This is a genomic window from Pseudomonas sp. NPDC087185 (assembly GCF_044744955.1).
In the GTDB taxonomy this organism is placed as follows: Bacteria; Pseudomonadota; Gammaproteobacteria; order Pseudomonadales; family Pseudomonadaceae; genus Aquipseudomonas.
On sequence record NZ_JBIUZK010000002.1, the window covers coordinates 927,833 to 950,029 of the forward strand.

General features: G+C 62.8%; 27 protein-coding genes. 2 read left to right on the top strand and 25 right to left on the bottom strand.

Annotation, left to right across the window (positions count from 1 at the left end; all coding sequences use genetic code 11):
- Nucleotides 1–19: 19 nt before the first annotated feature.
- From ACIPIJ_RS09820 to ACIPIJ_RS09860, 9 genes are read right to left on the bottom strand one after another with little or no spacing between them, the layout of a single operon-like run.
- Entirely contained in the window at nt 20–2,761 is a 2,742-nt protein-coding gene (locus tag ACIPIJ_RS09820) for a conjugative transfer ATPase (RefSeq protein ID WP_401075475.1), read from the bottom strand.
- Nucleotides 2,761–3,180: a TIGR03751 family conjugal transfer lipoprotein gene (locus tag ACIPIJ_RS09825; RefSeq protein ID WP_401075478.1), complete on the bottom strand. Its 420-nt coding sequence runs from the start codon at nt 3,178–3,180 to the stop codon at nt 2,761–2,763. The genes ACIPIJ_RS09820 and ACIPIJ_RS09825 overlap by 1 nt, the downstream gene beginning before the upstream one ends.
- On the bottom strand, nt 3,143–4,651 hold the full coding sequence (locus ACIPIJ_RS09830) for a TIGR03752 family integrating conjugative element protein (RefSeq protein ID WP_401075481.1): 1,509 nt from the start codon (nt 4,649–4,651) through the stop codon (nt 3,143–3,145). Before ACIPIJ_RS09830 ends, ACIPIJ_RS09825 begins: the two co-directional genes overlap by 38 nt.
- Entirely contained in the window at nt 4,641–5,447 is an 807-nt protein-coding gene (locus ACIPIJ_RS09835) for a TIGR03749 family integrating conjugative element protein (RefSeq protein ID WP_401075484.1), read from the bottom strand. The genes ACIPIJ_RS09830 and ACIPIJ_RS09835 overlap by 11 nt, the downstream gene beginning before the upstream one ends.
- Complete coding sequence (locus ACIPIJ_RS09840; RefSeq protein WP_401075487.1) at nt 5,447–6,085, bottom strand: PFL_4703 family integrating conjugative element protein; 639 nt, start codon at nt 6,083–6,085, stop codon at nt 5,447–5,449. The genes ACIPIJ_RS09835 and ACIPIJ_RS09840 overlap by 1 nt, the downstream gene beginning before the upstream one ends.
- Entirely contained in the window at nt 6,082–6,483 is a 402-nt protein-coding gene (locus tag ACIPIJ_RS09845) for a TIGR03750 family conjugal transfer protein (protein WP_401075489.1), read from the bottom strand. The genes ACIPIJ_RS09840 and ACIPIJ_RS09845 overlap by 4 nt, the downstream gene beginning before the upstream one ends.
- Nucleotides 6,484–6,490: 7 nt before the next feature.
- Nucleotides 6,491–6,868 carry a TIGR03745 family integrating conjugative element membrane protein gene (locus ACIPIJ_RS09850; protein ID WP_138736114.1) on the bottom strand — a complete coding sequence of 126 codons (378 nt, stop codon included), beginning with the start codon at nt 6,866–6,868 and terminating at the stop codon, nt 6,491–6,493.
- A 15-nt stretch (nt 6,869–6,883) separates the two neighbouring features.
- The gene (locus ACIPIJ_RS09855) at nt 6,884–7,123 is read right to left on the bottom strand and encodes a TIGR03758 family integrating conjugative element protein (protein ID WP_401075492.1); all 240 of its coding nucleotides are present in this window, start codon (nt 7,121–7,123) and stop codon (nt 6,884–6,886) included.
- The gene (locus ACIPIJ_RS09860) at nt 7,110–7,442 is read right to left on the bottom strand and encodes an RAQPRD family integrative conjugative element protein (protein WP_401075773.1); all 333 of its coding nucleotides are present in this window, start codon (nt 7,440–7,442) and stop codon (nt 7,110–7,112) included. Before ACIPIJ_RS09860 ends, ACIPIJ_RS09855 begins: the two co-directional genes overlap by 14 nt.
- A 620-nt stretch (nt 7,443–8,062) precedes the next feature.
- Between ACIPIJ_RS09860 and ACIPIJ_RS09865 the strand changes: the two genes are divergently transcribed.
- Nucleotides 8,063–8,578, top strand: coding sequence for an OsmC family protein (locus tag ACIPIJ_RS09865; protein ID WP_401075495.1), 516 nt, complete (start codon nt 8,063–8,065; stop codon nt 8,576–8,578).
- A gap of 210 nt (nt 8,579–8,788) precedes the next feature.
- Here ACIPIJ_RS09865 and ACIPIJ_RS09870 read toward each other — a convergent pair whose 3' ends face one another.
- The 13 genes from ACIPIJ_RS09870 to ACIPIJ_RS09930 form a co-directional block, all read right to left on the bottom strand.
- On the bottom strand, nt 8,789–9,517 hold the full coding sequence (locus ACIPIJ_RS09870) for a TIGR03747 family integrating conjugative element membrane protein (protein WP_401075498.1): 729 nt from the start codon (nt 9,515–9,517) through the stop codon (nt 8,789–8,791).
- 24 nt (nt 9,518–9,541) lie between these two features.
- Complete coding sequence (traD, locus tag ACIPIJ_RS09875) at nt 9,542–11,668, bottom strand: type IV conjugative transfer system coupling protein TraD (protein ID WP_401075499.1); 2,127 nt, start codon at nt 11,666–11,668, stop codon at nt 9,542–9,544.
- Nucleotides 11,669–11,677: 9 nt separating this feature from the next.
- A complete protein-coding gene (locus ACIPIJ_RS09880) occupies nt 11,678–12,097 on the bottom strand; it encodes an integrating conjugative element protein (RefSeq protein WP_401075502.1) in 420 nt (139 codons plus the stop codon).
- Nucleotides 12,094–12,648, bottom strand: coding sequence for a transglycosylase (locus ACIPIJ_RS09885; protein ID WP_401075504.1), 555 nt, complete (start codon nt 12,646–12,648; stop codon nt 12,094–12,096). Before ACIPIJ_RS09885 ends, ACIPIJ_RS09880 begins: the two co-directional genes overlap by 4 nt.
- Nucleotides 12,630–13,319 carry a TIGR03759 family integrating conjugative element protein gene (locus tag ACIPIJ_RS09890; protein WP_401075776.1) on the bottom strand — a complete coding sequence of 230 codons (690 nt, stop codon included), beginning with the start codon at nt 13,317–13,319 and terminating at the stop codon, nt 12,630–12,632. Before ACIPIJ_RS09890 ends, ACIPIJ_RS09885 begins: the two co-directional genes overlap by 19 nt.
- A gap of 40 nt (nt 13,320–13,359) precedes the next feature.
- Complete coding sequence (locus ACIPIJ_RS09895; RefSeq protein WP_401075505.1) at nt 13,360–14,028, bottom strand: hypothetical protein; 669 nt, start codon at nt 14,026–14,028, stop codon at nt 13,360–13,362.
- The gene (locus tag ACIPIJ_RS09900; protein WP_401075508.1) at nt 14,025–14,534 is read right to left on the bottom strand and encodes a PilL N-terminal domain-containing protein; all 510 of its coding nucleotides are present in this window, start codon (nt 14,532–14,534) and stop codon (nt 14,025–14,027) included. The genes ACIPIJ_RS09895 and ACIPIJ_RS09900 overlap by 4 nt, the downstream gene beginning before the upstream one ends.
- Before the next feature lie 131 nt (nt 14,535–14,665).
- Nucleotides 14,666–15,382: a hypothetical protein gene (locus ACIPIJ_RS09905; protein WP_401075510.1), complete on the bottom strand. Its 717-nt coding sequence runs from the start codon at nt 15,380–15,382 to the stop codon at nt 14,666–14,668.
- Nucleotides 15,383–15,447: 65 nt separating this feature from the next.
- Nucleotides 15,448–15,942: a JAB domain-containing protein gene (locus ACIPIJ_RS09910; RefSeq protein WP_401075513.1), complete on the bottom strand. Its 495-nt coding sequence runs from the start codon at nt 15,940–15,942 to the stop codon at nt 15,448–15,450.
- Between the two features lie 65 nt (nt 15,943–16,007).
- Nucleotides 16,008–16,265 (bottom strand): hypothetical protein, encoded by a 258-nt coding sequence (locus ACIPIJ_RS09915; RefSeq protein ID WP_401075516.1) that lies wholly within the window; start codon nt 16,263–16,265, stop codon nt 16,008–16,010.
- A gap of 67 nt (nt 16,266–16,332) precedes the next feature.
- Complete coding sequence (locus ACIPIJ_RS09920) at nt 16,333–16,860, bottom strand: STY4534 family ICE replication protein (RefSeq protein WP_401075518.1); 528 nt, start codon at nt 16,858–16,860, stop codon at nt 16,333–16,335.
- Between the two features lie 742 nt (nt 16,861–17,602).
- Nucleotides 17,603–19,570 (bottom strand): DNA topoisomerase III, encoded by a 1,968-nt coding sequence (locus ACIPIJ_RS09925; RefSeq protein WP_401075521.1) that lies wholly within the window; start codon nt 19,568–19,570, stop codon nt 17,603–17,605.
- Between the two features lie 98 nt (nt 19,571–19,668).
- On the bottom strand, nt 19,669–20,013 hold the full coding sequence (locus ACIPIJ_RS09930; RefSeq protein ID WP_088512832.1) for a helix-turn-helix domain-containing protein: 345 nt from the start codon (nt 20,011–20,013) through the stop codon (nt 19,669–19,671).
- Between the two features lie 140 nt (nt 20,014–20,153).
- On the opposite strand from ACIPIJ_RS09930, the gene ACIPIJ_RS09935 reads away from it, so the two are divergent.
- Nucleotides 20,154–20,381: a hypothetical protein gene (locus ACIPIJ_RS09935; protein ID WP_138736130.1), complete on the top strand. Its 228-nt coding sequence runs from the start codon at nt 20,154–20,156 to the stop codon at nt 20,379–20,381.
- Between the two features lie 94 nt (nt 20,382–20,475).
- On the opposite strand, the gene ACIPIJ_RS09940 is transcribed toward ACIPIJ_RS09935, so the two are convergent.
- From ACIPIJ_RS09940 to ACIPIJ_RS09950, 3 genes are read right to left on the bottom strand one after another with little or no spacing between them, the layout of a single operon-like run.
- A complete protein-coding gene (locus tag ACIPIJ_RS09940; RefSeq protein WP_401075524.1) occupies nt 20,476–20,904 on the bottom strand; it encodes a single-stranded DNA-binding protein in 429 nt (142 codons plus the stop codon).
- A 4-nt stretch (nt 20,905–20,908) separates the two neighbouring features.
- Complete coding sequence (locus ACIPIJ_RS09945; RefSeq protein ID WP_401075527.1) at nt 20,909–21,403, bottom strand: DUF3158 family protein; 495 nt, start codon at nt 21,401–21,403, stop codon at nt 20,909–20,911.
- Entirely contained in the window at nt 21,400–22,155 is a 756-nt protein-coding gene (locus ACIPIJ_RS09950; protein ID WP_401075530.1) for a PFL_4669 family integrating conjugative element protein, read from the bottom strand. Before ACIPIJ_RS09950 ends, ACIPIJ_RS09945 begins: the two co-directional genes overlap by 4 nt.
- Between the last annotated feature and the right edge of the window lie 42 nt (nt 22,156–22,197).

Sequence of the window (22,197 nt, forward strand, 5' to 3'; positions counted from 1 at the left end):
ACAGTCCTGGCGGTATCGGTCACGACAGCCCGCGCAGGCGATCGATGTCGGCCGCGACCTGCAGAGCGGCCTCCAGCTCGGACTGCTGGTGCTCTTCCATCAATCGCCAGCGCTGGGCTTTTTCCTCGGGCTCGGTCATGGCCAAGGCGAGGTAGAGGCTCGGCGGCACCGCGCGGAACAGCGTTTCCAGGTTCTTCGACAGGACTACGCCCTCGGTGTACTTGCCCGAGGCCTTGCTCGCGGAGAGCAGCAGCGCCTTCTGCGCCGGTGTGAGTTTCTTGAAGCGAGAAATTTCCTCGATTTCCGCCGGCGGCATGTTCAGGCAGATCCACCACTCAATCATGTTGAGCATGGTCTGCGCCGCGTCAGGGAAGTCGGCCAGGTTCTGCGTCGCCAGCCAAAACCAGGCGCCCAGCTTGCGCCACATCTTTGTGCCCTTGACCACAAAGGGGGCGAGTAGCGGATTCTTGGTGATGATGTGGCCCTCATCGGTAACCATGATGATCGGCCGCCCGAGGTATTGGTCGCGCTCGGCGAGGTTGTTTACCGTGTTCATCAGGCTGATGTAGCTGATCGACATCTGCGCCTCGTAACCCTCACGGGCGTAGGTGGCGAGATCGACAATCGTCACATCGCTCTCCGGCCAGGGCGTGCCGGGCCGGTCAAACAGGGCGCCCTCAAAGCCTTGGCAGAACAGGTCGATGGACTCGGCCATCTCCTGGGCACGCTCCCGGCGTTTGTCAGGCAAATGGGCGTCGCTGGCGACCTGACGCAGGGCATCGCGGACATGTCTCGTCAGCACCTGTTGCTCGGCGGCTGCGCAATGCTGGGCGGCATCGAGGATGCACTCGCGTATCAGGCTGCGGTCCGCGCGGGTCAGGCGCGCCTCTTCCTTCGCTTCACCTCCGGTGATCATCAGCCGTGCGGTGATCTCCAATTCGCCCAGCACATCGCGCTGCTCATCACTGTCCGGCGCGTTTTCATCCAGGTCTTCGGTCGACAGGCTGGCCACCTGATCCGGGTGCTCGATCAGCCGACGGGCATCGGCAAACGGCGCCAGGCTTAGGCCACTGCCGGGTTTGAGCTGGACCTTGTTGACGGACAAGCCGAGCGTGGCGAAGTAATCGCCCTGCAGGCCAAAGGAGTTGCCCGCTTCAACGATGAACAGCCTCGGCCGGTACACGGCCATGACCTGCATCAGGATCGATACCAGGGTGGCCGATTTGCCGGCGCCGGTCGGACCGAACAACAGCAGGTGGCCATTCATCGAGCGGTCGAAACGTGACAACGGGTCAAACGACAGCGATGCACCCCCACGGTTGAAGAAGGTGACGCCTGGATTGCCGGTGCCGATGCTGCGCCCCCACAGCGGCAACAGGTTGGCGACGTGCTGGGCGAACAACAGGCGGGTGTACCAGTTGCGCGTGTCTCGTGCCGGGTTGTAGACCATCGGCAACCAGCGCAGGTAGCTGTTGCAGGCGGCCACTTCATCGCCCTCGCGCACCGGCTGCAGGCCAGCGCCGAGCAGTACGTTGGCGGCCTGAGTCGAGCGCTGGCGCAGCTGCTGTTCATCGGTTCCACGCAGATACAACGCCAAGGTGCCGCGGTACAGCTTGTGCTGGCGCCCGATCAGCGCTCGGGCTTCTTCCACGTCTTGGCGGGTTTGGGTTGAGGCGAGGTTCTCGCCGATGGCTTTACGTGCCAGGCGGTTGAGTTGCTCCTCGAGCACATCCTGGGGCGTGATCACGAGGGTCAGGCTCATCACCGCCTGCTCGGGTAATTGATCGAACAAGGCGTTCAACGCCTCGCCTTTGCGCGTTTCCCCGGTCAGCTGGCCGATATGCGGCGGCCTGCGCAGCTTGTCGACCACCATCACCGTATGAGGCTGTTGATCGAAGTACCAGAAGCCCTGTTCGCTATCGGAGCGCGGTTCCTGGAAAAACAGCCGCTCGGCGAAATCGTGGTCGAACGGCAGCGACAAGTCCTCGCCGTCGTCCGTCTCCGGATAGGGCACGCGTCGATAGAACGCTGCGGGAGATTCGTCGGTTAAGGCAGGGGACGGGTTGAACCAGGGCAGCAACCAGGCGTAGAAGTCGCGTCCGGTCAACCGGCGAGGGCAGACCCCGCAAGCCTGCAGCGAGGCCACCAGGCGGTCGCACGTGCGGCTCAGCAGCTGAGTCGGGCTCTGCCCATCATCATCGGCCTGCTCCCCGAGCCAGCGGTAGACCACCAGTCGAATCCGTCGATTGCTGCCGCGCCAAGGCAGGTGGGACACGACATGGTCGTCGAACAGCCCACCCGGTTTAGCAATGGCGTCGAGGTGACGTTGCATCGAAGCGAGGAAGGCCCGGGTAAATGGTGTGCCGCGAGCCCTCGGCGCGATATAGCGCTCCAGGCGATCAAGGTACGGGGCAAAGTCACTGTCGTCCTGGCAGAAAAACTGCACCACCCAGGGCGCCTGGTCCAGTTCGTCGAAGCTGTCCTGCAGCGCATCTTCCAGGGCGTCGCGGGCCGCCATCAACCACTCAGGCTCACGGCCCTCGGTCCCGATCGGCTGCAGCTCGAACGCTGCGCCCACCGAGCGGTTGTCGTCGAGCAGAAAGCACTGCTCGTCCTCGAGGTATTCGACCCAGGGCAGGTGATCGGCAAAGCTGGGATTGTGCGCATACTGGGCGGCCTCGTCGGCAAGCGTCGCGCGCCGGCGCTGCGCCGCGCGCCAGGGAATCCAGTGTGGTTGGTCGCGACTCGAGTCATCTGCCATCACAGATCGTCCAGACGTTCGCCGGGCAGCGCGTACTGGACCTTCTCGTACAGCGGAAATACCGTCGAGTAGCCAGGTACCGGTGTCTGCTGGGTACCGGCCAGGTGCGGGTACACGTACATGACCAGGTCCGGATTGGGCAGGCGCGGGAACTGGGCGCGGATCTCGTTGGCGGCCGTGCGCGTGTAAGCGCTTTGGTCGCCTATCAGGCGCTCAGGGTCGAGTACTGGACGGCGCAGTTCGCCACGCGCTTCCTGCAACTGCTGCTGGGAGCCCACTGAGCCACCGCCGTTCCAGATGTCCAACATGGTTTGATCGCCATGGGGCAGCATTTCCTCCTTGCTGGTGGAGCAGCCGCTCAGGTGCAGGGCGAGCAGCAGACTAATCCAGGTCCAGTACCGAAACGGATGGGCTTTCATGGTTCACTCTCCGGCCTTTCGGCTCGTAGTCGATGCTGATCTCGTGATCCAGGTGCAAGGCCACCTTGGCCCCGGGCGGCACGTAGATGGCGGCAAAGGCTTCGCCATAGAGCTTGTTGATCCACTCACGGATATCGCCAATGCCACCGCTGATAACTGAGTTCAGCGCACTGTTGCCGCTGTTCTGGGTCAAGCCCAGGCTGCCGCCGGCCGAGTTGATGAACGAGGTGTTGGTCTGCTCGCTGCCCAGGGCTGCGGCGAAGCCGGCGCCGGCCGCCGTGATCAGGCTCTGGCTGCCCAGGTACTGCTGGGCGTTGGAGCGGCGCTCCCCGGAGATGCAGGGAATGCCGTAGGGATCGGAGATGTAGCCCAGGCCGCCACGGATCTTCTCGGTGTCCGAGGTCTGGGCGCTGCTGCGATTGCGGCTGACGACCTTCTGCGGCTGTGGCACCGTGCGGACGGTACCGTCGCTGAATACAAAGGTGATCGACTCGACCTGGCCGCGCACGCAGGACAACGTCCAGTCGCCGGCGGCGGTGCCGCTCATGACCGCGCCGACCACGTCCGGCAGGTCGATGCCGTTGGCGGTGAGGTTGTCCGGGCCCACCAGCACCTTGAACGGATAAGGGTCGTTCACGGTGCCGTCCACCGGGACCCGGCCAATCAGCGCGGTCATGGCGATCGATCCCATCAGCGTCGAGTTTTCAGGGAGGGTGTAAACGGGCTTGGCGCCCTCAGCGCGGTTCTGAGCGTTCTCCAAGTCATGCTCGCCTTTGGCGACGGCACGCAAACGGTCCTGGCCACGGTCGATGGCGTTGTTGTCCAGGCCGTGCAGGTCCTTGAACGTCGACGTCAGCGATGACAGCGGACCGTCAGCTTTGCTGGCGTCATCCTGGCCGACGCGCGCATTTGACGGCTCGATCCACTGCACTGCATCAGGCGCTGATTGCGCACCCGAAAACTGTTGCTCGTCGCCGGGCTCAAGGCCAAACCCTGCGGGGAGATCCGACTTCGCGGCCGGCTTGTTGGTGAGCTGGTCCTTGAGCCTGGACAGCAGACCCTGTGTTTCGCGGTGCTGCTGTTCGGCCTTCTGCCGGGCATCGTTGGCTTGCTGGCGCTGCTCGGTGACCTGCTGGGTGACGCTGCTTAAGGAGCTCTGGATGCGCGTGTCGATATTGCCTTCGCGCGAGCGTAGCCGGTTGTTCTCGGTTTGCAGGGCATCGTTGCCTTTCTTCAGTGTCTGCATCTCACTGCGCATCGCCTTGACCTGGCCAATAAGCGTGGCCACGGTGTCGCGCGGGGTGTCGCCCGCGATGCCCAAGGCCTTGGCCTGTTCCGCGCTGAGCGTGGTTTTGTCCGGATCGTGCGCGGGCTGGCCGTCCGGCGTGATCACCCAAGATTTGCCGATGATCAGCACGATGCCCAGCAGAACCCCGGGTACTAACCACTTCAGCAGGCTGTTAGCTTTCATGATCGGCAGCCTCCGGTTTTGGTGGAGGCAACAGCAGCGCGTGCTTAAGGTCGCTTCCGCGGGTGACGAGGTAGACCACGGTAGTGTCTTCAGGCGTGCCGGCGAGGCCAAGGTCGGGGTGCTGGAACGTTGCGGCGTACAGCGTGGCCTGCAGGTGATGGGGATCCAGCGCGACTTTGCCGGGGCCGCGGTTCACGATCTTTACCGCCGTTACCCAGTAATCGCCCAACCGCCACGCAGCAAGCGCCTTGATCGAAACCCGCTCGGTGGGCAGCAAGGTGCTGAACGCGATGGAGTCGGTCAGCGGCACACGCCGCACACCAGGCAATGGCGCCACGGTACGCAAAGGCGCATACAGGTTCTGCGCGGCATAACGAGTGAGCACGACCGGTACTGGCGTCGCCGCGGGTGCTGCATCTTTCTTGGTCTCCGCGTCCGGCACCTGAATCTGGTCCACGATCTTGACCGGCTCCAGCGCCTCGCTGCCGTCCAGCGCTTCGATGTCGATCAGGATGATGTCGCCCGACTTCACCGACTGCAGCTGCAGCCGGGTAGGGGGCAGCGCTTCCGCGGCGCGCAGGTACACCGTCCCTCCGACCGACTGCACGCGAAGCTTGCTGGCGATCGCACTGGGCAGTCCGACGCGAACGTCCTCGTCCAGCATCAAGACCCGCTCCTGGCCCACCGTGAGCGGAACGGCCAAGGGCAGGCGGTCCCAGTATTTGACCTCGACGGCGCCGACCGCTGAACACCAGCCGCTGGCCATCACCAGAATCAGGATCAAGACACGCATCATCACGCACCTCCCGGCAGGGTCAGCTTCTGCGGTGTGCCTTCGTAGCAGTCCAGGGCTAGGCCCCATTTGTTGCGCTCGGGGTCGACGTCGAAGCGCACCACCCGCAGCGGATAGCGCACCACCACGCGTTTCACTGGCTCGGCGGCGTAGTACTCGTCGGCGTTGAGGTCGAGCTTGACCAGCCAGCTGTGCTTATCCAGCTGCTTCACCCGCAGGTCGGGGTCGTCGCTGTAGCCGCGGCCGAGCACCTCGTATACCCCGCGCACTCGGCCACGCAGTTCGCCGGCGGCCTTGCGATATTCAAAGTCGCCGTCGAAAAACGTCTTGCACGCGGGCGTCAGGTAGGGCTGCAGAGCAAAGATGGCGTGGTGGTAGTCGACCTCACCATCGGTGGGCCAACGGTTGAGCTGGCCGAAGATGTACAGGGCAAAGGCGTAGATGTTCTCGGGGGGCACATCCCACCACTTGCGCGTGCTGCCGGAGCGCAGATCAGGCGGTACGTGAATGGTGAGTTCGGAGGGCGCGGCCTGCCAGCCGTACCAGAGACCGCAGCACAGCAGCGCCAGGATTGCCACGGCAAGACGCAGGCTAAAAATGTGCGCCTGCTGCGCATCCACCTTGTTGCGAAAGCGGCTCATGGATTGGCCCTCCTATGCCGGCGAGTCCGGCGCACGGTCCACGGCCCCGAATGCAGGATCAGCTGGTGGGTACCGATGCGCCAGTGCACTGCCAGATGCCACTGCAGCCGCCGGTACAACCAGGTTTCGGGGCGGGCACGCTTGGCCCGGCGCAGCAGCTTGCCGCCGCCGAGCAACACCAACGCCATGCACAAGAACATGCAGGTGGGTAAAGTCGCGATGGAGGCGGTGGCCACCGCCAGCGGTGCACCAAGGATCATGCCCAGCGCGGCACCGACGATCAGGGCGACCCACATCTCGTCGTTGGTGAGGCCGCGCAGGACGGCCGGGTCACGGTTGAGGCGTTCCGGGAGGAAGGTCAGTGTGCCGTCAGGCCGCGTGGCAGGGACGTCGGACATGAGGACCTCACAGAATCGTCGCGGCTTTGGTGAGGAACCACAGGATCACCACCACCAGCAGCGCGCCGACGCCGACCACGGCGCCAAGGTCCTTCCAGGTCTTGCGCTGGTTCTGCACGTCTGCGTAGACCGTGAGCGAATGCCAGGCCACGCCGAGGAAGGCGAGGGTGGCGATCAACAGGCCGAGCAGGATGCCGCCGTCGTAGGCGTAGTTCTTGATGGTATCGATCAGCCCCGAACCCTCGCCGCGAGAGGGCGCTTCCATAGTCGGTAGGTCGGCCATGGCGAACGTCGAACTCAGCAAAACTAGACCGCCGAACAGGGCTTTGGAACAGGTATTCCCCAGCAGGAGAAACGGGCGAATGAAGTGGCGGGAGAGTTTCATGTCAAGATCTCCGGGTTACGACAGCATGAAAAACATGAGCACGATCAGGGCGAGGGCCAGCCGCAGCGTGCTACCGCCTAGCGCGCCGAAATTGAGGTTGCCGGCCGCCCAGCCGCGGTAACCGGTCCACAGGGCCCAGGTGCACCAGAGCAATGCGAGCACTAGTACCGATGAACGCCAAAGCACCGAGCTAAGCTGCGGGTTAAACCCGGCCACGGCAGAGAACGCGCTCAGTTGGGCATCAGTCATGCTCATGGGAAGGGCTCGAGTCAGGTATTTCAGCCCGGTAATCACCGGTCAGCTCGACCAGATCGGCCGGCTGCGCGCGTGAGGGGGACAGATAGTTGTTGATGCCGTGCCGCACGCGCTCCAAGTCTGCAGTCAACCTGGGGTAGTCGAAGCGGTAACGAACTCGATCAGTGGCGGTAGCGCTGCTACGGGCTCGATCAGCCAAGAGCTCGATGGCATCGAGCTGCCGCTGCACCAGGCCAAGATCCGAGTGCTCACGCCCATCCTGTGCGGCGGTCGTGAGGGCAACTAAGCAGGTTATGAGTAAGGGGTAGGGGGAAAGCATCATGGCGAAATCCAGCTGAGTAACTGGTCTTCACCATGACCAGTAAGGTTGGCGTTGGCATGCGCTAAAGGGAATGTAGAGGGTTCGGTTTTAACGAATCGGGAGCGCGGTCGCTAGCAGAGCCGAGATGCTTCAGTCTGAAAAGGGCAGCTCCACTTGCATCGCGCCTGTGTCCGCGGCCCTTGGTGCTCTGGAGGAGGAGGAGGAGGAGGAGGAGCGCCTGACGCATTCGCCGCAGTACTGGGGTGAACAGAAGCCTTCCTTGTGTGTCTGGCACCACTTGTTGCTTTTTCAACACGCGCTTTGGTGGTTTAGCAATGTCTACAATGGGTCGGTTGCATCGGTTCTCGAATGCCCGCAATCGACCCATAGCTGAAATTCAAGGCAAAGGGCTGATTCGGGAGTTGGTTAGCTTCTTCACATCAAAACACTCCAGCAAGCAGTGTCAAGCCAGCCATAAGGCTACCTCGCCGGCCTAGCTCATTGCTTTCGCACAACCAACGCATGCATCAATGCAAACAAGTGAAGCTGGTTGGGAGCCACACTGAGCGCGCAAGATTACAGTGCTAACGCGAGAAGAGCGGATCATCTTCTGGGCATCTTTCAACACAGGAGTGACGATGAGAGAACACAATTATGCTGTCACAATCAATTGGATAGGCAACACCGGTGAGGGTACTGCCAGCTATACGGCTTACCAGAGAGACTTCACTGTCGAGTCGTCAGGGAAAGCGCCTATCCCTGGTTCCGCCGACCCTGCTTTTCGTGGTAATCCAGAATGCTGGAACCCTGAAGACATGTTGCTGGCATCGATCTCGGCCTGCCACAAGCTCTGGTATCTTCATCTGTGCGCCGTTAACAACGTGTGCGTGCTGGAATACGTCGACCACCCGGTGGCCCGTATGATCGAAGGCGATGGCCAGCGCAAGGGCCATTTCAAGGAAGCAGAGCTAAGACCTCAGATCATCATTAGTAGTCAATCAGATAGAGATCTTGCAATGCGCTTGCATGACGATGCTCACCACGAGTGTTTCATTGCCAACTCGGTCAACTTCCCTATCAAATGTAGGGCTGTTATCAACTATCGAAACTCATCCCTCAAAGGCGCTAGCGTCGGTATCGGCCCGGACATCTAAATGTCTGCATGGGGTCGATGGCAGCCACCCGAGAACGGCAGCTATCGACCCATTGCGGACGTTCGCCATGACATCTTCAGCGCCTATGAGATCGAGCGCCGCGCGGGCGGCGCTCGATCTCATAGGCGCTGAAGATGTCGAGGCGAACACATCCGAACACCGCACTAACCCCAGGGCATGTAGGGACCGTTTCGGGTCGATAGCAGACAGTCAAAGGTATTTTTTGAAGGTTGTAGCCGTTATTGCCACCATCCATCCAAGCAATGCAGCGCATGGCACTAGCACCCAAATGGGATTCACTGAGGTGGGGAAGGAGAGGTAGATCACCCAGGGGCTCACCATTAATGGCAACAATGTCCGTTTCGCTCGGTGGTATACAAAGCTGCTCTCGCGATCGGCGCTGAATTTGCGAAGGTCTCGGCGCATCAATCCATCGACAGCGCCGGTGATTACCGCTAATAGGAAGAGGGGCATGGCCAGGGTAAGGACGGCCAGGCGTACCACGAAGGTAAAAACAGTGAACAGGGCAGCCAATAGGTAGTCCTGCATCACAACGTACGCTTGAGCAAACTGGCCCTGCACTGACATTTCTTGACTTAAGAGCTTCAGCTGAGTGTCTGAATGTGCCCAGCCAGAGCGAACCACGACCCATTCGTTCAGGTGCTGAAGTACTTTAGCGGTGGCTTGCGCGGGCTCCTCCACGAGCAGCGAGTTTTTGAAGTGATCGCTGAGCCATCCCAGTTCACTGAGCCACATGGCATGGCTGTGATGCCAGCCCTGGTCGGGCCAGAACCACAGCATGCCCACGAACTCCAGAACGATAGAGAAGATCAGCGAAGCGAACAGCAAGCCGAGCAACTGCAGGCAAAGCTCAAGCGTGCCGAATATCAGCCCCGGACGTCTTTGCACAGGAGGTTGGCTGGCTGGAGTGGTCGGCATGGGGGCTCCACAGTATTCGCTCGCTTACGGCGCGTGCCTGCGCGCTGGTAGAGGCATCTCGGGATCGAAATCAGCCGTGGGGGCACCTCCCGCGCTACTCCACCAACTCCCCGCGTTGGCGTTGTAGGACTCACGCATGCGCGCGGCCAAGGTCTGCAGGTCCTCTGGCATCGCATCATCGCTGGCCGGCTTCGGTAGTGGCATTCGGACCTTCCACAGTTGGCCGCCTTCCTGGAACGAGAACATCTGCCCTTTGGGCAAGGCGATGATGTGCGCCGGTTCGATCAGCGGTACTGCAGTGGTGGTGACGCGATCCTGCGAGGACGAGGTGAAGTCGGTACGGGCATCCGGATCGGCGGTGTCCGTCGCCCCGGAGACCAAGGTGCGTGTCAGCACGTTGACCTTGGGTAGCTGGTTGGTCAGCATTTCAGCGGTCGCGGTTTCACGCACACGTAGCATCTGCAGGGTGTTGAAGTTGCCGATGACCTGGCCGGCCTTGGCCCGGTTGCCGATGCGCGCCTCGATGTCGCTCAAGGTCTGGGTGTAGGCGGTAACCTGGATACCGGCACCGCCGCCCTTGTTGATCAGCGGGATAAACTCATCGCCCATCAACTCGTTGAACTCGTCGGCGTGCAGGTTGATCGGCACCTTGTCTGCTGCGCTGGAGGAGCCTGGCAGGCCGTGATCGATGCCGTGCTTGTAGATGTGGCCTGCAACGGAGACCAGGTCGGCGAACATCGAGTTACCGACGGCGGCGGCCACTTCCGCATCCGACAATGCATCCAGGCCGACGTAGACAATGCCGCGTTTGCGGATGACCTGCAGCCAGTCGAAGATTGGCCGCGGGTCGTCCAGGTCAGAGTAGTTTGGGGCCAGCAGTTGTGCGGTCTTGCCGCTGGTGAGCTTTTCCAGCAGTGGCAGTAGTGAAGCGACGATCTTGTCGAAGTAGGTGCGGTCGTAGCGCACGGCCGAGCGCAGGCCATCCATGACGGGATCGAAGATGCGCTTGGCGGTCAGGTACTGCTCGATGGCAACCACGCGCTTTTCCCGGCCAACCATGTGCCGCGGAATGTTCTTCTCGTTCAAGCGGCCTTCGATCTGCACGATCGCTTCCCAAGCCTGTGGATCGTGGCGGGCGAAGAAGTGCTGGGCATACTCGATGAATAGCGCGTCGATGTTCACTACGTGCCTTTGGATCTGAAGGTAGTCCGGGCGGCGGCCAAGTTCTATCAGCGCTCGTGCGATAATGTTGACGAAGCGCCAGGCGAACTCGCGGAAGGCCGCCGAGTTGCCCTCGCCACTCAACTGGCCGGCGATCCGAGTAGCGACTTCCGAAATACGACCAAAGCGGCCGATGGCGTTATAGCGTGCGGAGATCTCCGGCCAGCCCAGGTGAAACACATAGAACTCGTGCTCACGGCCGGCGCGACGGGCCTCAACGTACATGCGCTTGAGCAAGTCTGCATCGCCCTTGGGGTCGAAGACGATGACCACTTCCCGGCTCGGTCGATGGATGTCCTGGGTGATATACACCTCGGCCAGGCGCGTCTTGCCCACCCGTGTGGTGCCCAGCACCAGGGTATGTCCGACCCGTTCGCCGAGCGGCAGGCTGGCTTCCTGTTCCTTCGGTTCGACCCCATGCAGCAATGGCGAGCCACCCACCGGTGGCAGCGGACGTACAGGGTTGAACGGGCTGTCCCAGGCAGTCAGCCGAGGTAGCAGCGATAGCCCCGGCGGTGCCTTCTCCAGCAGCTGTTCCATCCGTCGCGCCCACTGGTGGGCAGCCGACTGGCTGACATAGCGGGCCAGCGTCGGGTCCTGAGCTTCGAGCAGGCGCTGCGTGTGCAGGCGGGTCCAGCGAAAGCCGCGGCCCATGAACAGCCGCTTGCCGCTCACCGGAATCTGCCGGCTGGTCAGCGAATAGCGCGGCAGGCGGCGGATATTGCGCCGGTAGCGCAGGACGATCCGCGCCTCGTTGAGTCGCTTCAGGCCGAACGCGGTGTAGGCCAGTGCCATGCCAGTCCCTACCTCTGGCGACAGTGCCACGGCCCAGGGCGAATGCAGGCACAGCGCACCGGCGCCGGCGCAGATACCCACGGTGTACAGTTCCACCGCTGGGCGCAGCAGGGATTCCATCGCATGTTCGCCCATGGAGTGTCCTCACTGTTCCAGGCCGGTGGGCGTGATCAGCACTGGATAGTGGTCCAGCTCCAACCGCTCGGCTATGTCGTCACCACTGACTGGCCAGATGTTCAGTCCGGGAGCTGCCGTCTGGATGCGACGCAGAGACTGCACATCGTCTACCTCGACCGCTAATCCGTTGGCGCCCAAATCTTGCAGCGCCTGGGCGTGCCGCGACAGCCACTCCAGGGAAACGGCGTCCTGCCCAACCAGGAAGAGCGGTATCATGCCCGGCAGCCTCAACGTCCTGGGCGGCACGGCGCCAGGGGAGAGTCGAGCGCTGTGCACCGGCAGCACCCAATTCAGCGTGGTGGAGGCAGGTAGATTGCTGGACTCAGCGCTCGCGGCAAACGACAGCCAAGGGCAGAGGGCCAGGGCCATCAAGCGCAAACAGCTCATGGCTGTGTCCGTCCGGGGACCGACGCGACGGATTGGACGCCTTGCCAGTGACGAGTGAATTGACGGCGATAGCGTGCCGCTGGGGGACCGCCGGCGGGCCGGTGATAGCGGCCGGCGGCGACAACCCAGTCGCCGGTTTCGGCGTAGTGCGCGCGCAACAGCTCGGCGGTGACCGCGAGATTGGTGCGGGGATCGAGGGCATCGCAGGCGCTGGGGTAGCGGTCCGGGTGATAACCCAGGTTGGTTTGTCCCAGCCCGACATCAATGCGCTTGGGATCGTGATGGCTGAGCGCCTCCCTCAGCGCAACACACGCTTCCTCGCGACGGGCAAAACGCAGCGGTGAACCCGCAACATTCAAGGTCCAGGGCCAAGGCATGAGCTGCCCGCGCAGCGGCGTGCCACTTTCCTGCAAGGCAATGGCGAACAGCACCGAGGCGGGGATACCGGCGCGCGCGGCCGCCAATTGATACGCCGGCGGCGGTATAATACCTGCGTGAGCGGCGGTGGCGCCAACCATCGCCAGGGCGAGAATCAATCGATGCGCTGCCATTTTCCGTCCACCTGCTGATAGCGGGCTGGCAGGGGCCGGCTGGCGCCCAGGGCAAACCAGCGGCCGCGGTCATGGTTCAAGGTGACCTGGCCGCCGCTGACCTGGCCAGCGGTGATGCCAGCGCCCTTGGCCCATTGGCGCAGTCGCGCATCGTTGCCTTGGCTGCCGACGAGGTATACATCCAGATGCGCACCGGCCTGTAGCCATTGCTGCAGACTGGTCACGCAGGCGGCGCAATGATCTTCCACGAACAGCGCCGTGCGGCTGCTGCTCGAGGGGCCGGCATCGTCGCTCATGCCCTGCACCGGTTGCAGGCCCGGAAACAGCCGCGCCCAGGCAGCGGAGTAGGCTTTCTGATAGGCCAATTCGCGCTCGGCACGCCTGGCTTCCAGACGGACCTGCAGTTCGGCGTAGCGCTGCCGCTCCTGATCCGAGTTGGCCTCGACACCCAGGGTGGTGAGTGGGTCAAGTTGCGGCGACCAGTAATGGCGGGGGCCGGTCTGCAGGTGCTCAAAGGTGGTCCACTCGTCATCTGTCAGGCCCCAGGCCTCGGCTTGGTCAGATGCGGACTCCTGCCGCACCAGCGGCGACTGCTCGCTGAACTGCACCTGAGCGTCGGCATGCTTGGGGACGCTCGAGCCCTGATCGGCGAACACGTAAGCCGGCAGCAGGATAAGCGCAACAGCGGAAAACCTAGGCACGTTCACCTCCTCACGGGATGGGCAGGGTGCGGTCGCCATGGCCTGGGACGTGGAACACGGCCTGGCCCTTGCGAATCGCCCGCAGTTGCCAGCCGTTCAAGCTGTCACCGGGCTGGAGCAGGTGCACGGTGGACAGTGCATGGGTGCCGGCAGGCAACGCGGTGACGAACCTGACGGTGCCGCGCGTCTCGATCCCCCGCAGGGTGAAGGGCGGCTGCGGCGCCTTGGCTTTTGATTGATCGCTGATGGGGGACGTTGGGGACGAAGCGGCGGCCGGCACTTTAGGGGCGGTCGACAGTTTCTGGAGTATTATTTCTGCCGCTTCCACGCGTTGCGTCAGGGCGGTCAGATCGGCGCTGCTCGGTCCTGGCGGTACCGCTTGCAGGACCATGACGGAAGCCGCCAGTTCGTCGAGTTGCTGGCCGAGCGTTGCCTGCGCAGTGGTCTGCTGGTGTTGTGCGTCTTCCAGGGCCGCGACTTGTGGCGAAAGCGTGGCGAGTGTGGTGCGCAATTCACCGATGTCGCGACGCAGTGACGGGCCAGGGTCAGCCGGCGCATTCCGTGCAGCAGTCTGCAGTTCTGACAGTTGCTGATGCTGGTTGTAGCTTTCAGCCGCGAGGACGCCAGCACCTAGGCACAGGGCGCCGATCACCAAGGCCTGAAAATGGTGAACCTTCATGGTGCTGTCTCCAGTGTCGAAAACGGTGGTTCGGGTGTTGGCTGGCGCAGGGCGTAGCACACGCTCCGCTCGATCGGATCAATGTCCAGTCGCCAAGCGGGGCCACCGATGACGGTCAAGGCATCCAGCAGCGAGACCGGTCCGAGATCGTGATGGACGGCGGGCAAGAGGCGATGGAATAACTGCGCCACGGCAGCGCTGTCGGGACAGAGGGAGTAGCCCGAGTGCTGCAGCATGTGGCGCAGTGCTTCACCGACCGTCGCGTGCAGCGCGGGGGCGATCTGGACGTTGACCAACTGATACAGCGGTTGGCGCTGCTCCAGCGTTGGCCGGGTGCTGACCAAGGTGTAGCGGTCCTGGCGGACCCAGGCGGGTACCGGGGATTTTGGCTTGGCCACTGCGGTCGGGGCCGGTGCAGGTGGCGCCGGGGTGGGCGCCGGTGGCGGGGTGCTGCAGCCCAGCAACGTGAGCGTCAGTCCGAGCGTGAAGAAGGTGGGGGTATGCATGACCAGGTCTCGACAAAAGATGCCGACACCTTGTCGAAAAGCCAGAGTGCGCCGCCACTGAAAAATCGAATCTCGCCGCCCGAATTACGCTGGCGCAACCATAAAAAAGGCGCCCGGAGGGCGCCTTGAGGTCAATCTTCGGTGAACAACGGCAGTTCGGGCAGCGGCCGCGCATCAGGGTCGAAGATCAGCAAACGGGTGTCTGCTTCACCGGCCAGCAAGAGCAGGCGCAGCAGCACCGGTGGCACATGATCCGCGCGCAGACGTGCAGTCACCTCCTCAATGCAGCAGTAGCTGCCGCCCGCGGCAATGTTTCTGAGCCAGGGCGTCGAGTACAGCTTGCAGCCCACCGCGTTGTTGCTAGTCAGCACGAAGCATTCGAAGAAGCCCGACGGTGAACGACACCAGGCGCACACCTGCAGGTACTCGAACTCTTCTGCCGGCAGGTGTGCACTGCTGATTTCCCAACTGCGGCTGTAGTGCCCGGTTGCGAAGGACAGCTGGTCAATCAAGTCCTGTGCAGCTTCCTCACTGGGAAGATCGCTGACGTGTTGCCGCTTGCCATGATGTAGCCCAGTGACCTGATACAGCACCTGGCTGACGGTACCGTCGGCAGGACATGGCATGCGGACAAACTCGGGCACGCTTTCGCCGTCGGTGATCACCGCGAAGTCATCATCGAACAGGCAAGGCTGGAAATTGATGCCGTCATCCGGCAGGTCATTTAGGGCAGGGTGAAGAGATCGGTAGCAGGGTGGGCAATCGTCGGCGTAGCTGATCTGCACCACGCGTTCGTAGCTCAGATCCTGAAAGCCGCGGAGAAATGGATTGCGAAGGGAAGTGGACATGGGGGCGCTCCAAGAAAACGAAGGTCACCCCGTACAGGCAGTGACCCTCCAAGTGGTGGGGATGGTCAGATCCAGCCGTATTCGGCCAGCGACAGCGGCGTGCCTTCACCCACGATGATGTGGTCCAGCACACGGACCTCAACCAGGGCCAAGGCCTCGATCAGGCGGGTAGTGAGCACCCGATCGGCACCGCTCGGTTCCGAGCAGCCAGAGGGGTGGTTGTGACTGAAGATCACCGCAGCGGCGTTGTGCTCGAGTGCCTTGACGACGACCTGGCGCGGGTACACGGAGGCACCGTCGATGCTGCCGGTGAAGAGGATGTCGAAGCTCAGCACGCGGTGCCGGGAGTCCAGGCAGAGCAGGGCAAACACCTCATGGTGGTAGGGTGCGAGCTGCAACTTCAGATACGACGCGGCATCGCACGGTGTGATCAGTTGCTCGCCGCGCTGAAAGTAACGTTGATCCAGCAATTCCAGCGCTTCGGTCAGCAACGCATCCTCGCGGGCACGCTGGGCCAATGCGGGGTCGAGACGCTCGACTCGGTTCTGGGCAGTGTTCATGGGTAATTCCTCGTGGGAGGCGGAGCGCCCCAGGGGGAGAGCCCCAGGCTGGTGAGAGTGGTGAGTCACAGAGGCGTAAAACGATGTCGAGCTCCGTGCAGTGGGCTGTGGCAGCCCTCGCAGGGCCGGGTGGAAAAGACCTCGATGCCGGTGCCAGTGCAGGGATCGAAATCAGCACTCAGTGGCAACAAGGTTTGCAGTTCGCTGCGCAGATGGGCGATGCGTTGGTCTACCTCAGCCTCGCTGTAGTAGAGCGACAGTGCACTGAAGTCGTCATACGCGACTGCCTGCAAGCAGTCCTCGCATAGCCAGAAGCTCTCCATGGCGACCTCCGACGTAGATGAACCACAGGCGTCCGTGAGAACGCCTGTGGTTGCCGGTCAAGCTGCCTCAGGCAGACTGGCGAGCTGCGGTGGATTTGCGTTCAGCGGGCGGGGCAGGCTGACGCTGCTCGCCACCGGTTTCGGCCTCGTCCACCTCAGCTTCAGCCTCAGGGGCAGCAGCAGACTCGGTGCGAGCGGGTGCTCGGTAGCTGAACTGGCCATCGACCTTGATCCATTCGATGAAGATCAGCCGGCCTTTGAGGCTGGCGCCGGGTTGCCCCTTGCGCTCGCCTTTCTCGTACAGGAACGGATCAACCCAGAGGTCGCCAATGCGAAACGCGATAAGAACCTTGCGTTCCGCGCGGACGTCTTCCAGGTGCTCACGGATCAGCCGGTCGGCTTCACCGCTGGCGACCTTGCAGTCGAAGCGGGTGTACTCGACGTCGTCAGCGGCGCCGTGCAAGGCGGCGATGTCACACGCCATGAACGCTTGCCCACGGCGAACCGGGACTTCGCGCACACGGTTCAAGTAACCGATGCCTTGAGTGTGCAGGTTGAAGTAGGCGGTAGGGGCGTTGTTGCTTGCAGTAGTCATGATTGATCTCCTGGTGAGCAGAAACGCGGACAGCCACCGGCCCTGGCGGCTGGTGAATTCCGCAAGGGGATGTACAAAAACGTGATCGTTTAGAGGGCGCTCATCACTGCGGGAGGCAGTAACCGTGCGAGCTACCGAACGCGGATCGCACTTGGGGAGAACCACCCGAAACGGGCATAGCCTTGAAGGTTCTGGCTACCTGGACGCTGTCAACGACAGCGGTGTGCAGCCCATCTATAAAACCCCGGGAAAGGCCCGTCAACTGCGGATTCAACGCGCTCTAGGCAAGCGGAAGTGGTTGGTGCTCAGTAGATTCTCAACGGCGAAAAAATAGCCCGACGGTCGTCAGGCTAGGAGGAGTTGGACCACGTTTGACCCGGCAATCGGACACCGGGGTTCGTCGCAAAACCACCGCTATCGATCCACCTGAATCACCCGACCCTTGTCGTGGCCTGGGTCGGAATCAACTGGCACGCATCCGCGCACAAAAGGTGCCCAGTGTTTCGCCGGCGGGCACCGGAGCTGAGCATCGTCGCCGAAGCGGATGACCTGTGCGACCTAGGATAAGTCTTACAGGTCATCCGCCTAAGTAACTTGAAAACGCTGAGAAGCGATCCGAGGACGCTGAGTAGTGTGGCTCCGAACTCTACGAGTCCGACCGAGCTGCCCGGAGCGAATCGGTCTTTGGTCGCCAAGCGGCGAGGGCCTGATCACTACACCAGCGCCGCTGTCCCGCGTCAAGTTATGCGTCTTTGGAGCGTCTGGACTTGGCCACCGGCTTGGTGCCCTTGCAGTCCGGGTAGCGGGTACACGACCAGAAGCTGCCGGTGCGGCCCTTGCGCTGGCGCATGGCGCTGCGGCAGACCGGGCAGTTCGGCCCTTTGACGGGAGGTGGGCGCAGGGTCAGCGAGGCGTGTGAGCGGACCAGACGGGTCAACCACTCCGCCTGTTTGGCGAGAAAGGTGTCGACGCTCAATTGGCCCGCTTCGATGCGGTCTAGCGCCTGCTCCCATAGTGCCGTCAGTACCGGATCAGCCACCTCCCGCGGCACTGCCTCAATCAAGGTGTGGGCTGCGGCCGACGCCGCTAGGCTGCGTTTCTTCTTGGTCAGATATCCGTGGTCGATCAGTCCCTGGATGATGGCGGCGCGGGTCGCCTCGGTACCCAGTCCGCAACTGTCTTTGAGCTTCTGCTTGAGCCGCGGATCGGTCACCTGGTTGGCGATGGTTTTCATCGCCTTGACCAATGTGCCCTCCGTGTAAGCCTTCGGCGGCTGGGTACGCTGGGCCACGGCCGTGGCATCCGTCACCGCCACCACGGCGAATTCGCGTAGCGTGGGCAAACGCTGGGCCTGTTCGCCGCCCTCGTCGCTGTGGCTTTCGTCGATCACCGCCTTCCAGCCACGCGCCAGAATCTGCTTGCCGCGGGCCAGCAGTTGATCGGTCCCCCTCTGCAGCAGCACCTGTGATTTCAGGTATTCGTGCTCTGGCAGAAACTGCGCCAGGTAACGGGCGCGGATCAGCGCGTACACTGCTTGCTCGCGCTCGCTGAACTGGGACAGGTCCAGGGAGGCGGCAGTGGGGATGACGCCGTGGTGCGCGGTGATCTTGCTGCTGTTCCAGGCGCGAGAACGGCGGCAGGGGTCGACCTCTTGCAGTATCTTTCCCGAGGATGGGCTGGCGGCGGCCAAGGCGCGAAGGATTCGCGGCACCTCGTCGAGCATGCTTTCGGGTAGGTAGCCGCAGTCGGTGCGTGGGTAGGTCGTTGCCTTGTGGGTTTCGTACAGGGCTTGCGCGGTGGCTAAGGTTTCCTGCGCACCTAGGCCCAGCTTGGCGGAGCAGATCTCCTGCAGGGTGCCCAGGTCGAACGGTAGTGGTGGACCTTCGCGGACCTGCTCGATATCGATGCTTTGAACGCGCGCCGTCGCCTGTTGGCGTAGACGTCGGGCGGCTTGCTGTGCCGCAGCCTCGTCGATGCAGTGGCCCGCGGCGTCACAGGCGGGCTCCGGCGGCTGCCAGCGGGCTTTGAAGGTGACGCCCTCAGTCTCCACTTGGGCATCGACGATCCAGAACGGCTGCGGCACAAAGCTCGCGATTGCCCGGTCGCGCTCGACGACCAGACGCAAGGTTGGAGTTTGTACGCGGCCCACCGGCAGCAGACCTTCGAAGCCGGCACGGCGGCCGAGCAGGGTGAACAGCCGGCTCAGGTTGATTCCCACCAGCCAGTCGGCTCGAGAGCGGGCCAATGCACAGTGGTACAGCGGCAATGTCTGCTCACCGGGGCGCAGCGCGGCCAAGGCGCGACGGATCGAGGCATCGTCGAGCGCGGACAGCCACAGGCGTGAGATCGGTCCCTGGTACTGGCAGCGTTCGAGAATCTCCCGGGCAATCATCTCGCCCTCGCGATCGGCGTCCGTGGCAATGATCACTTCGCTGCAGGTGCGCAGCAGCTGACCGATCACCTTGAGCTGGCTGGCGACCTTGGGTTTGACCACCACCTTCCAGCGTCCGGGGATGATGGGTAGATGCTCGAGCGACCAGCGTTTGTAATCGCCGTAGGCTTCCGGCGGCGCGGTCTCCAACAGATGCCCGATGCACCACGTCACGGTGATGCCTTGCCCCTGCAGGCAGCCGTCTCCGCGACGGTTGGCCTGTAGGACGCGGGCAATGTCCCGGGCTTGGGATGGTTTCTCGCAAATAAACAGGCGCATGGATTGGCCCTCTCGATGAGTACCGACAGGGTGGCGGGGTGATTAGGGACTGCTAGCGAAAATACGATGGCGCCGCGCTCATATCGGCGGGGACAGACCTACTTGCGTTGAGCGAGGTGGCTGGCCAGCGTTTGCAGGAACTGCAGGGCGAACTGCTTATCCGCTTCGCTCAGTTCCTTGATGATCGAGGTGATCTGCTGGCCTTGATCCTGCGGGCGCGGACTGATGGCCAACAGCAGCTCATCGGCGGGGCAGCCATACAGGTCGGCCAATCGCAGCAGCTTACTGACCGAGAGCTCGACCTCGCCACGCTCGAGCCGTGACACGGCTTCACCGGAGATCCCCAGGTGCTCGCCCACCTTCGCCTGGGTCAGATTGCGGGCGCGACGATACTCCGCCAGCTGGCGACCAATGTGATGTGGACTAGGCTCTTTCACTGGCAATGGGGGCACTCTCCAATTCGACCCATATGGTCGACCAGCCACCCAAAGATATGAACGACCTGAAAGGTTGACTGCCAACCCTATGAGGCGTATCACCGAAAATACCTGTAAGACCCGCCCGTCACTACGGAGGAAAGCCCTTGCACGGATCAAACCAGCGTCAGACGGATGCGCTCGCGATCAAGGCCTACGAGTTGTTCATGGCTACCCACCTGGAACCGGACAATGCCGAGGCGCGTGCCACGTTGATCGCCTGGGTTCAGGAGAGCCCGGAGCACTGGCAGGCGTTCCTTGCCCTGGACCAGTACCTGGCAGAGGTATCGCACGTGTTGCACGGCGATGGGGAAGGGAGGTCGCGACGGAACTGAACAGTGCCCGATAGCCGGGATTGCCCGCCGAGCAGGGCGTACGAACCCCAGTGGTATCGCGCGGCGGGCGCTCGCTCCACTGAGTACCACCTGATCAACCGGCCTTGCGTGGGGCTTTCTTGCCGCCCCCCTTGCGCCCGGAACCGGCGTTCTCCTGCGCCTTTTCACGCATGGACACCGACGCCAGGCGGTGCGGCAGGATACCGATGCGCCGTGCCTCCACCTTGAAGGTCACCCGCGCATTGTCCTCGCTGTCCTCCCATTCCTCTTTGACCGTGCGGCCCTCGACCAGGATGCGCATGCCTTTCTGGTACAAGGTGCTCCAGTGCTCGGCGTCGCGGTGCCACAACTCGACCGGGGCCCAGTAGCCGCCGCGGTCCTCGTAACCGCCTTCACGCGGCACCGGGTTGTCGAAGTAGACGTTCAACCGCAGCAAGCGCCGCGGTTCATCCGGGGTGGTGTTGAACTCCTGAAACTCCGGCACGCTGCCGATGATGCCTTCGCCAACAAATAACGTACTCATGGGGCTACTCCTCGGTGGGGGAACAGGAAAGAGCGTGTTCGGCGGCCTCGAGCTTGCTGACACCGCTGCTGGCTTGGCGATACAGCGATTGCAGGCTGCTCATCTGCAGGTTCAGCACCACGCGGTTGGTCTCCAGTTGGTACAGTGCCTGCCGCAGCTCCGGGTGCAGGTGCGGATGAAGCACCGCTGCCTGCCACACCTGCACGCCCATGTGCTGAAAGTCCGGACTGCGCCAGCGCAGGAAATCGGTGCCCGTCGCGCTGTGCTGGATGACCAGTCGCAGGTCCAGCAGCACGAACGGCGGTTGCGCCATGATCGCCAGCATCACCCCCATCAGTTCGGCGACCTGGGTGCGCAGGCGCAGGATCGTGTCGGCGAACTGCTGCAGCTCCCCCTTACCCTTAAAAGGCTTTAAAAGGCCTTTTAGGGAGGCACCTTGTGCGAACTCGCGATAGGCATCGTTCGACAAGCGTCGGGCAATCGCCTCAGCCAAGGTCATGCCTCACCCCCTTCGTCCGGGACACCCGGTAGAGGCGGGGCCTCGGCCTCCAGCGATTCAGCCGGCTCTGTTACAGAGCCCGCGCTGGTGCGCACAATCGGAGGCGCGAACTGGGAGCGGCGGGTGCCTTCCAGAATGTCCAGGGGCGGCGTGCCAAATTTCTCGAGGGCTTCACGGCCCCGGGCGTTGTTGGCGGCCATGTCTCCCCGAGTGACGCCCGCCAGGCGATAGTTCTGGGCCAGGCCGAACAGGCTGCGCAGGTGATGGGCCCCGCCATCGATCCAGCTTTCCATGTCGACCCGGCCGATCAGCGCGGTGTGGTGGGCGAGTAGCACACGACGGACCAGGGTGTCGTAATCGGTGAGCAGGTAGACCGCGAGAAAACCGAGCTGACTGCCGATATACAGCGGCAGGGTCACCGGGTGGATGTTGAGGTTGTCACCGACATCGACCTGGGTGGGCAGCTCGCGCTCCACCTGACTGACCTGGTGGACCAGATTGCGTAGCTCGGCCTTCGTCTGCAGCAGTTTTTCCTCCAGCTGCAGCATGAACCAGTCGGCATACGGGTCATCCTGACTGCTGGCTTGCTTGAGCAGATTGGTGACGGCGATGTAGCCAGGCATGCCGAGGATGGGATGCACGCCCTCGCGTCGGGAGCGACCCTGCCACAGCCGCGCCGCATGATGCGTGTGCAGGGTTAGGGTGATGCTGCTGCGCAGAGACCCCAAGTTGAGCTGGTAGTGATCGGCCATCGCCAGTACCTCGCCGTCGGAATGACGCCGACGATGGGCTGG

Coding starts and splice junctions, on each gene's coding strand:
- ACIPIJ_RS09870 (WP_401075498.1), bottom strand. CDS start 9,517: ATGCCGACCACTCCAGCCAGCCAACCTCCTGTGCAAAGACGTCCGGGG.
- ACIPIJ_RS09910 (WP_401075513.1), bottom strand. CDS start 15,942: ATGAACACTGCCCAGAACCGAGTCGAGCGTCTCGACCCCGCATTGGCC.
- ACIPIJ_RS09860 (WP_401075773.1), bottom strand. CDS start 7,442: ATGCTTTCCCCCTACCCCTTACTCATAACCTGCTTAGTTGCCCTCACG.
- ACIPIJ_RS09895 (WP_401075505.1), bottom strand. CDS start 14,028: ATGAAGGTTCACCATTTTCAGGCCTTGGTGATCGGCGCCCTGTGCCTA.
- ACIPIJ_RS09855 (WP_401075492.1), bottom strand. CDS start 7,123: ATGAGCATGACTGATGCCCAACTGAGCGCGTTCTCTGCCGTGGCCGGG.
- ACIPIJ_RS09925 (WP_401075521.1), bottom strand. CDS start 19,570: ATGCGCCTGTTTATTTGCGAGAAACCATCCCAAGCCCGGGACATTGCC.
- ACIPIJ_RS09885 (WP_401075504.1), bottom strand. CDS start 12,648: ATGGCAGCGCATCGATTGATTCTCGCCCTGGCGATGGTTGGCGCCACC.
- ACIPIJ_RS09845 (WP_401075489.1), bottom strand. CDS start 6,483: ATGTCCGACGTCCCTGCCACGCGGCCTGACGGCACACTGACCTTCCTC.
- ACIPIJ_RS09865 (WP_401075495.1), top strand. CDS start 8,063: ATGAGAGAACACAATTATGCTGTCACAATCAATTGGATAGGCAACACC.
- ACIPIJ_RS09945 (WP_401075527.1), bottom strand. CDS start 21,403: ATGACCTTGGCTGAGGCGATTGCCCGACGCTTGTCGAACGATGCCTAT.
- ACIPIJ_RS09825 (WP_401075478.1), bottom strand. CDS start 3,180: ATGAAAGCCCATCCGTTTCGGTACTGGACCTGGATTAGTCTGCTGCTC.
- ACIPIJ_RS09830 (WP_401075481.1), bottom strand. CDS start 4,651: ATGAAAGCTAACAGCCTGCTGAAGTGGTTAGTACCCGGGGTTCTGCTG.
- ACIPIJ_RS09905 (WP_401075510.1), bottom strand. CDS start 15,382: ATGTCCACTTCCCTTCGCAATCCATTTCTCCGCGGCTTTCAGGATCTG.
- ACIPIJ_RS09920 (WP_401075518.1), bottom strand. CDS start 16,860: ATGACTACTGCAAGCAACAACGCCCCTACCGCCTACTTCAACCTGCAC.
- traD (WP_401075499.1), bottom strand. CDS start 11,668: ATGGGCGAACATGCGATGGAATCCCTGCTGCGCCCAGCGGTGGAACTG.
- ACIPIJ_RS09940 (WP_401075524.1), bottom strand. CDS start 20,904: ATGAGTACGTTATTTGTTGGCGAAGGCATCATCGGCAGCGTGCCGGAG.
- ACIPIJ_RS09950 (WP_401075530.1), bottom strand. CDS start 22,155: ATGGCCGATCACTACCAGCTCAACTTGGGGTCTCTGCGCAGCAGCATC.
- ACIPIJ_RS09820 (WP_401075475.1), bottom strand. CDS start 2,761: ATGGCAGATGACTCGAGTCGCGACCAACCACACTGGATTCCCTGGCGC.
- ACIPIJ_RS09840 (WP_401075487.1), bottom strand. CDS start 6,085: ATGAGCCGCTTTCGCAACAAGGTGGATGCGCAGCAGGCGCACATTTTT.
- ACIPIJ_RS09850 (WP_138736114.1), bottom strand. CDS start 6,868: ATGAAACTCTCCCGCCACTTCATTCGCCCGTTTCTCCTGCTGGGGAAT.
- ACIPIJ_RS09835 (WP_401075484.1), bottom strand. CDS start 5,447: ATGATGCGTGTCTTGATCCTGATTCTGGTGATGGCCAGCGGCTGGTGT.
- ACIPIJ_RS09900 (WP_401075508.1), bottom strand. CDS start 14,534: ATGCATACCCCCACCTTCTTCACGCTCGGACTGACGCTCACGTTGCTG.
- ACIPIJ_RS09880 (WP_401075502.1), bottom strand. CDS start 12,097: ATGAGCTGTTTGCGCTTGATGGCCCTGGCCCTCTGCCCTTGGCTGTCG.
- ACIPIJ_RS09915 (WP_401075516.1), bottom strand. CDS start 16,265: ATGGAGAGCTTCTGGCTATGCGAGGACTGCTTGCAGGCAGTCGCGTAT.